We start from the raw sequence: 8,055 nt of genomic DNA on the forward strand, positions 1-8,055 counted from the left end.
CATCAGAACTACAAATTCCTACTCGGCAAGAGGTCTTATTCTTGTATCCATGTTCAGCTATCTGCTCGACGAACACAGCGAACTCCGTTTGCTGCTGCCCCACTATGCCGAAGCATTGTTCGCTCTCACCGACGCCAATCGAAAGCATCTGCGGCGCTGGTTGCCGTGGGTAGATGACAATCGTACGTTAGAAGATACCAAAGCCTTTATTCAGGGAGCCCTGGATGGCTTGGCCAGGGGCGAACAACTACCCCTGACGGTCTGGCATCGGGGAAAGCTGGCCGGAACACTCACCTTGTTTAACATAGTGCTCCCTCACCGTACGGCCGAGATTGGCTACTGGTTGGGCGCAGCTTTTGAGGGTAAAGGGTTAATGACTCGAGGGGTGGAAGCGCTGATAAATTATGCATTTTTTGAGATGGGCTTGGGTCGCCTGGAGATCAGGACCCACACCAAGAACCTCAGGAGCCGGGCCATTCCCGAGCGGTTAGGATTTATGCTCGAGGGCATTTTGCGCCAGGAAGTCTGGCTGCACGACAAGCCGCAGGATATGGCTCTTTACGCCCTATTGAAGCAAGACTGGCCCAAACAAAAGCCCCGCCGCAAGCGGGGCTAACCCTGTACGAGATTTAGTTCACTCCCGGTTGGACATCATGATGGCAACGTAGTGCAGGATGGTGGCCAGCGAGTTGGCCAGGGCGGCCACGTAGGTCATGGCGGCGGCGGTCAAGACGGCCCGGGCACCTCCCATCTCGCTGTTGTCCAAGAAATTCATCTTTTTGAGGATGTTCAAGGCCCGGTTGGAGGCATCGAACTCTACCGGCAGGGTCACGAGCTGGAATAAGGCGGCGGCGGCAAAGAGCCAGATACCAATGCTCATCAGGCCGGTGGCCCCCATGAACATCCCGGCAATGAAAATCCAGGGGCCAAACATACTGCCAATGTTGGCTACCGGCAGAATGCTGTGCCGAACCCGCAACCAGGCATAGCTTTTGGCATCCTGGATGGCATGTCCTACCTCGTGCGCCGCCACGGCGAGGGCGGCAGCCGAGGGAGAATGAAAGTTGGGTTCAGAGAGGCGTACTGCCTTGGCGATGGGGTCGTAGTGGTCGGTCAGAGCGCCCGGCACCATTTCTACCCGCACATTATGCAGCCCATAAGCGTCGAGTATTGCGCGGGCCACTTGTTCCCCCGTCACTCCCCGGCTGTTGGCTACCCGGCTATAGCGGGCGTAGGTTCGCTGGAGCCAGAACTGTATAAACAGCGTTGCCACAAAAACCACAATCATCAGTAAGAACGTAATCGTCATTCTTCCCTCCTACACGTATAAGGTAGCAGACCCAGTATGAGGGCTCTGAGTCCTGGGTCACTTGCCTGGGCTGGGTATAAAAGATCACAATGGAAGCGGTCTATTCTGTGAGTAAACCGGGTTTGGGTCTGAGCAATCTTTGAAGCGCCTAAGGCTCTCCCAGTAGACCACATGGGCACTGCCAGGCAGAAGTTGATGCCAACCAGCTCTGGCCGGCATGATGTATACAGACCAGCTAGGGTTGGAGGGGTTGGCTACGTACCGTGAAGCGAAGGGCGGTGCGCTCCTCGCTATCGAGCTCGAGCTTTACGAAAGCCGGTTTTACAATCAAGTCCAGGTTGTCGGGGGCAATATATCCTCTGGCAATAGCAATAGCCTTGACAGCCTGATTGACGGCCTCGGGGCCAATGGCTTGAACCTCGACTTCGCTCTGGGAGCGCAGCAGCGCAGCGATGGCACCTGCGACGGAGTTGGGACGTGACTTGCCGGATACTCGCAGCGTTTCCACAATACCTCCTAGGCGTAACGCTCCCCCTTGCATTGTAGGAGCAATCGTAAAGCAATGTCAAGAAAATACGTTCTTGGTGGGTTTTTATTGACCTGTCCTTATCCCAACTGTAGCACCAGAGATACAAAGTCGGGTATTTTTGTCCTGAACTACGAATAGCTGGATTCCTACACCACCTCCTTTATATTGACGCAGGCCAGGGTGATTCGTATACTGCTTCAAATCTTCGCAAACTTATGCGGAGATTCTTCCCCCACATCCGTTTGGCTCAGTTCTGGAGGTCTGGTAGATGAAATTTAGTGAGGCATATCCTGGTATACCAAATGGACGCGATGCTTGTGGCATCATTGCAATCGCCGAAAAGAGCGCACGCCCAAGCCATGCCAACGTGCAGCGTACCATAGAAAGCCTCTACAAGATGGCCCACCGGGCCGGTTTGATTCGGGGGGAAGGGGATGGCACCGGTATCCAGACCGATCTCCCGCGCGAACTTTGGGCGGGCTACCTGTACGAAGCGGGGCTCGATAGCAACCTGGCCCAGAACCCCCGTTTTTTTGTAGGCCACCTGTTCATACCCAAGAGCGAAAGCGCCCGGGTTCAGGAGCTATTCGATTTGTTCCGGGTGGAGGGCTCAAAACGGGGCATCAAGCTGCTTCTGGAGCGCAAAGGGGAGACCAACAGCAGTGTGCTAGGGCCGGTGGGCAAGCGCACCGAGCCGCTGTTTTATCAGGTAGCCGGACTATCTACCGACGGCGACGGCCCCTTGTGGGAACTGGGCTTGCTCCTGGAGCAGCGCTTCCCTGTGCATGTGGTCTCGCTCTCCACGGCTACCGTCGTTTACAAGGTGCGAGGCTCCGCCGAGATTCTCAAGCGCTACTTCCCGGAGCTCTCGCGGGCAGAGTACAAATCCACCATCACCCTGGGCCACAACCGCTACTCCACCAACACCATGTCAACCTTCGAGGCGGTACAGCCCTTTGGCTTGCTGGGCCACAACGGTGAAATCAACACCATCGAGCGCCTGCGCCGCGAAGGGCGGTTTCTGGGCATCCCGCTCACCGGGGGCTCCGACTCGCAAGACCTGAACCGGATTCTGGAGGGGCTGCTCTATCGCTTTGGCCTTTCCTTGCCGGAGGCTATGGATGTGGCTTTTCCGCCCATTCTGGGTGAGATTAAAAACTACTCCCCCGCGTTGCAAGACCTGTACATGAACCTGCGCCAGCGCTTTGGGCCCCTGGCCCAGGGCCCGGCGGCCCTGGTCACGCGCCATCGCGAGGAGGCTGTTTTTGGTACAGATGCCATGGGGCTGCGTCCCTTGTGGTTTGTCGAGACCGACTCGGAGTACGTCTTCAGCTCGGAGCGGGGGGTTTTTACGGTAGAGGAGTTTGTTGCCGAGCCGCGTCCCTTTGCCCCAGGGGAAAAGATGTACCTGCGCCTGACGCCCGACGGAGCACGGCTCTTCCCCTTTGACCGCCATCAGCGCCAGGTATTGGAGCGCATCCTGACCAAAACCCATAGCCTCGAGGGCTACAGAGCCCATCTGGCCGGGCCCCGCTATAGCTCGGTTCCTCCCATGGCCGGGGGTAGCGAGGCCCAGGTCGAAGATAGGCCTGCGCCGCCTTCGTTGAACCTCGAGCGGGCTTATGGCTGGGATCGCTGGGACGCAGGCTACCTCGAGGCCCTGGCCGAAAACGGCAACGAGCCCATTGGCTCGCTCGGCTACGACGGCCCTATTGCCGCTTTGAACCCCGAAAAACCCAACCTTTCGGAGTTCTTCAAGGAGACCGTAGCGGTCGTAACCAACCCCGCCATTGACCGCGAGCGCGAAATTGAACATTTCTCCACCCGCAGCATCCTGGGGCGTCGGCCTTTGCCCGATGGGCGGGGGGCAGGTCATGTTGAAGAGCTGGTCGTACCTGTGCTGCTGGAAGAGACCGCTCCTACGGTAGGCGCCATCGCGCAAGGCCAGGGAACCCTGACCTATGAAGAGGCCCTGCGCCGTTTCAAACATGCGGTATTGCCCATGCAGTTCTCGGTAGAAGAAGGCATTGCTGCAGGGCTCAAGCGACTTCAGGAAAGCGCGGTTGAAGCCGCCCGCAACGGGGCTGAACTCCTGGTGCTCTCCGACCGGGGTGCTTTCGAGGGGGGAATCTGGCTCGACGTGTATCTGGCATTGGCAGTAGTTGGCAAATCGCTGGAAGAGGCGCGGAATGAAGAAGGCATCTCGCTGCGCCGCCGTACCTCGCTTCTGGTCCACTCGGGTGGGGTGCGAAACCTGCACGATGTGGCGGTCTGCCTGGGCCTGGGGGCCGATGCAGTTGCACCCTGGCTGATGCAGCACAAGGCCCAGGCCGCCAAGGGCGCGCTGGGCGTGCAAAACCTGCTCGAGGGCCTCAAGAAGGGCCTGGAGAAGGTCATCTCCACCATGGGCATCCACGAGGTGCGCGGCTATGGGCGCATCTTTAGCGCCATCGGCCTCAAGCCCGAACTGGCCGAGCAGTTTGGTATTCGCAACTTCCTGGGTTCCGAAAAGGCAGGCTATGGGTTGTTAGAGCTCGAGCGCACCCTCCTGGAGCGCCTCAACTTGCTCAACGCCGAAAAAGTCCTGCCGGCCAAAGACTTCCGCTTCAACCCCCGCATCTTCAAGGCGGCCATGGAAGTCTCCTCGGGCGAATCGCCTTATGAGCACTTTCAGGAGAAGGTGCGCGGGCTCGAGCATGAATCGCCGGTAGCTGCTCGGCAACTACTCGGTATCGAGTTTGCCAGCAAATCCGAAGTCAACCCCGAAGAAGTAGACCTGAGTGTGGGCGGTCACTCGCTACCCTTCGTTATCACCGCCATGAGCTTCGGTTCTCAAGGGGAGGCCAGCTTCCGGGCCTACATCGAGGCTGCCAAAAAGCTCAACATGGTGTGTATCAACGGCGAGGGTGGCGAAATCCCCGATATGCTGGGCAAGTACACCCACTGGCGCGGCCAGCAGGTGGCATCGGGTCGCTTTGGCGCCCATGCCTATATGCTCAACTCGGCGGGTTTCATTGAGATTAAGATTGGTCAGGGGGCTAAACCTGGAGAGGGCGGTCACCTGCCTGGCAAAAAGGTCACGGCCAAGGTAGCGGCGGCCCGCAACGCCGTGCCGGGGGTAGACCTTATTTCGCCTTCCAACAACCACGACCTCTACTCCATCGAAGACCTGGCCCAATTGATTGAAGAGCTCAAAACCATCAACCCCAAGGCCAAGGTCTCGGTCAAGGTGCCGGTTATTCCTGGCATCGGCACCATTGCGGTGGGTATCGCTAAGGCCGGGGCCGATGTGATTGCGCTCTCGGGCTTTGAGGGAGGTACTGGGGCGGCCCGCTGGCATGCGCTCAAATACGCCGGCCTTCCGGTGGAAATTGGGGTGCGCCGCGCTCACCGGGCGCTGGTGCGGGCCGGGATGCGCGATAAGGTGGAGCTCTGGGCCGACGGCGGCCTCAAAACCGCTTACGACACCCTACGGATGGTGCTGCTGGGGGCCGACCGTGTGGGCATGGCCACCATGGCCATGGTGGCGATTGGCTGCACCATTTGCCGCCAGTGTCAGATGGACACCTGCCATGTGGGGATTGCCACCCAGATCGAGACCCTGGAGCAGGCCCAGGCCCACGGCCTGAAGCGTTTTGTGCCGCAGGAACAGACTCGAGCGGTAGATCAACTGGTACATTTCTTTGCTGCCAAGGGCAAAGAGTTGCGGCGTCTGGTGGCGGCTTTAGGTGCAGTAAGCTTGCGTGACCTGGTGGGCCGCAGCGATCTGCTTACACAGGAAGGACATCGCGAAGAAATTGACCTGAGCTACTTCTTCGAACCTGTTTCGGCTCCAGAGTGGCTGGGCGAACGCTCGGCCCACGTGCTGAGAAAGCCTTTGAATCAACTTACGCGCTCGATTACCGAGGTAGTCACCGATGCCTATGCCGAGGGAGGGCGCGAACTGCTCTTTCAGGAAGGGCCAGTCGGCTCCACTGACCGTGCCCTAGGGACCCACCTGGCCGGCGAGATTGCCCGCCGCCGTTTGTACGGCAAGGGGTGGGATGCCAGGGTTGAGCTGCGCTTTGATGCGGGGAGTGTGGCCGGGAATGGCATCGCTGCATTCAACGTAGAAGGGCTGGACATCGTGGTGGAAGGTGGGGCCCAGGACGGCATCGCCAAGAACGCCTATGGTGGCAAGGTAGCGATTCTTAAGGGTCGCAATCCCTTCGGCCAGTACGTAGATGGTTCGGTAGGCAAGTCTTTCGCGTATGGCGCAATTGGCGGCTTGCTTATTGTGGAGGGGCAGGCCGACAGCCGGTTCTGTATTCGTCTGTCAGGTGCGGATGTGGTGCTTGCTGGAGAGCCTGATAGACCCGTGCAGGACGAACTGGGCAACATTGCAGCCCGTGCCCAGGCCAAAGGTTTTGCCTTTGAGTACATGACCCGTGGGCGGGCCGTGGTGCTGGGCGACCCTGGCCCCTGGATCTGCTCCGGTATGACTGGCGGACGGGTTTACCTGCGCTTCTGGCCCGAGATGGGTCTCAACGAAGAGGCCATGCACCGACGGCTGGCAAAAGGCGCGAAGGTGGCCATTCAGAAGCTCGATGAGCGCGGGATTGCCGATGTGCGTGAACTGATGAGTGCGTACCTCAACGCCCTGCGCGATGTCGAGCGTGAAGACAAGGCCGAGCGTTTGATGAAGCTGCTGGCCGACCCTGCGACCCATTTCCGCATGGTGGTGCCTACCAACCAGCAAGTGGTGCAGGAAGTCAGTACCGAGTAAACCGCCGCATTGAGAGGGGTAGCTTTCAGGCTGCCCCTTCTGTTGTTGGGGTTGAAGTGATTGCGTCTGGTGGTAGACCGACCGGCTTGAACACTCGCGCCCAGGAAGGGATTTGATACCAGATTTGGTTGATTCGTTACCGAACGGTAACGAATCAACCCGACCGAAGTTATCCGCTTAGCGGAGGGCGATACCGCCCTTGGAAGGGAGACGCTTTATTCGCCGACCGACAGTGAAGGGCCATCGGCCCCCGGCTAGCGCCGGTACTCAAGGGAGGGGTGTGCTCTAGGATTCAAAAAGACAGCCTCTGGTGTTTTTGGTTTTGTAAACTGTCTTTTTGAATCCGGTATGACATGAGTGGGATGCGATATTAGCTAACGACATGGATGTAAGTTATAGTCTGCACCACCCAATAAACCGTTCCTTTCTGAAGGGTCAAGGAAGTTCAACCTATAGCCATCTTCACATCTATGAGCCATCACGCCTAAGAAAGCTTTACCCTGAACAGAACAGTGGTCGCCGGGATGGATAGCCACGTCTGTGAAGAGTGCGATCAATATAGCTCATCGGTTTGCTGGAATGTATACAAGACTCATTCTGTATCCGGATTCAGTCTTTTTGTGCAAGTCTAGTTTGGTAGTTTCATGTCAAGGTACAATTGTCCCAAATGGAAGCCAAGGCTTTGCTGGCTAAGCTGATAGATCGCACCGGGCTGCTCGAGCACCACGTGCACACGCTACGCAGGCTTGAGCCCTTGATGAGCCCCATGGCCTCAGAAATCGCCCTGGCCTTTTACGACTACCTGGGGCGCGATGAGGAGATGCGGGCTATTTTGTGGGATGCTCCCGGGCGGGTTGAGCGCCTGTACCAGAGTTTTGCCGACTGGTACAGGGGCCTATTCTGTGGAAACTATGATGCCGAATACGCAGAGAAGCGTGCCCGGATTGGCCTGGTACATGCGGCTATTGGTGTCAAGCCCAGCTTTATCATGCCGGCTTTTGGCATGGTGCAAGAGCTTTCGCTCGAGCACCTGCGCAACACCCTTCGAAGCCCCGAAATATATAGTGCGGTGGAAGCCTTTGAGAAGATCATGTCCATCGAGGCGGCCCTGATGCAGGATAGCTACATGCAGGCCATGGAGTACGGCTACCGCCTGGGGGTAGCTGCCGACCAGGAGAAAGCCCTGGTGGCGGGGGCCAGGGCCATGCTGGGAAAAACCAACTGAACAGGTGAGAAAGGGTCAAGCGCCGAAGGTCATGGGCTGTATAGACGCGCTCTTTCTCATTCGATAACTGCTCAGCATAGCCCGCTTTCGGCAACTGTCGAGTCATATAAAAAATTCGGTTGAGCAAAGGAAGGGGCTTCTAAACTGGATTTGTGAATAACCCAGAGAAGCCCAAAGATAGTGTAGCTTGCCAGAACTGCGGAAGTGTGAAAGTCGAATGTGGCGGC

The 8,055-nt window shown here is 57.9% G+C and carries 5 protein-coding genes; 3 read left to right on the plus strand and 2 right to left on the minus strand.

What is annotated here, in order from left to right; translation table 11 throughout:
* The first annotated feature begins 49 nt into the window (after positions 1–49).
* The gene (locus tag Mhypo_RS08125) at positions 50–616 is read left to right on the plus strand and encodes a GNAT family N-acetyltransferase (RefSeq protein WP_119340797.1); all 567 of its coding nucleotides are present in this window, start codon (positions 50–52) and stop codon (positions 614–616) included.
* Between the two features lie 18 nt (positions 617–634).
* Here Mhypo_RS08125 and Mhypo_RS08130 read toward each other — a convergent pair whose 3' ends face one another.
* Both Mhypo_RS08130 and Mhypo_RS08135 read right to left on the minus strand, forming a co-directional pair.
* Positions 635–1,309 carry a zinc metallopeptidase gene (locus Mhypo_RS08130; RefSeq protein ID WP_119340798.1) on the minus strand — a complete coding sequence of 225 codons (675 nt, stop codon included), beginning with the start codon at positions 1,307–1,309 and terminating at the stop codon, positions 635–637.
* Between the two features lie 235 nt (positions 1,310–1,544).
* Positions 1,545–1,817, minus strand: coding sequence for a stage V sporulation protein S (locus Mhypo_RS08135; protein ID WP_119340799.1), 273 nt, complete (start codon positions 1,815–1,817; stop codon positions 1,545–1,547).
* Between the two features lie 289 nt (positions 1,818–2,106).
* On the opposite strand from Mhypo_RS08135, the gene Mhypo_RS08140 reads away from it, so the two are divergent.
* Together Mhypo_RS08140 and Mhypo_RS08145 are read left to right on the plus strand one after the other, a co-directional pair.
* A complete protein-coding gene (locus tag Mhypo_RS08140; protein ID WP_119340800.1) occupies positions 2,107–6,603 on the plus strand; it encodes a glutamate synthase-related protein in 4,497 nt (1,498 codons plus the stop codon).
* A 667-nt stretch (positions 6,604–7,270) separates the two neighbouring features.
* The gene (locus Mhypo_RS08145; RefSeq protein WP_119340801.1) at positions 7,271–7,828 is read left to right on the plus strand and encodes a protoglobin domain-containing protein; all 558 of its coding nucleotides are present in this window, start codon (positions 7,271–7,273) and stop codon (positions 7,826–7,828) included.
* Positions 7,829–8,055 lie beyond the last annotated feature (227 nt).

Origin of the sequence: Meiothermus hypogaeus (genome assembly GCF_003574035.1) — a bacterium.
Classification (GTDB): Bacteria; Deinococcota; Deinococci; order Deinococcales; family Thermaceae; genus Meiothermus; species Meiothermus hypogaeus.

Bases quoted from the DNA above. Each gene is read 5' to 3' on its own strand.
- Mhypo_RS08125 (WP_119340797.1), top strand. From the start codon at position 50: ATGTTCAGCTATCTGCTCGACGAACACAGCGAACTCCGTTTGCTGCTG.
- Mhypo_RS08130 (WP_119340798.1), bottom strand. From the start codon at position 1,309: ATGACGATTACGTTCTTACTGATGATTGTGGTTTTTGTGGCAACGCTG.
- Mhypo_RS08145 (WP_119340801.1), top strand. From the start codon at position 7,271: ATGGAAGCCAAGGCTTTGCTGGCTAAGCTGATAGATCGCACCGGGCTG.
- Mhypo_RS08140 (WP_119340800.1), top strand. From the start codon at position 2,107: ATGAAATTTAGTGAGGCATATCCTGGTATACCAAATGGACGCGATGCT.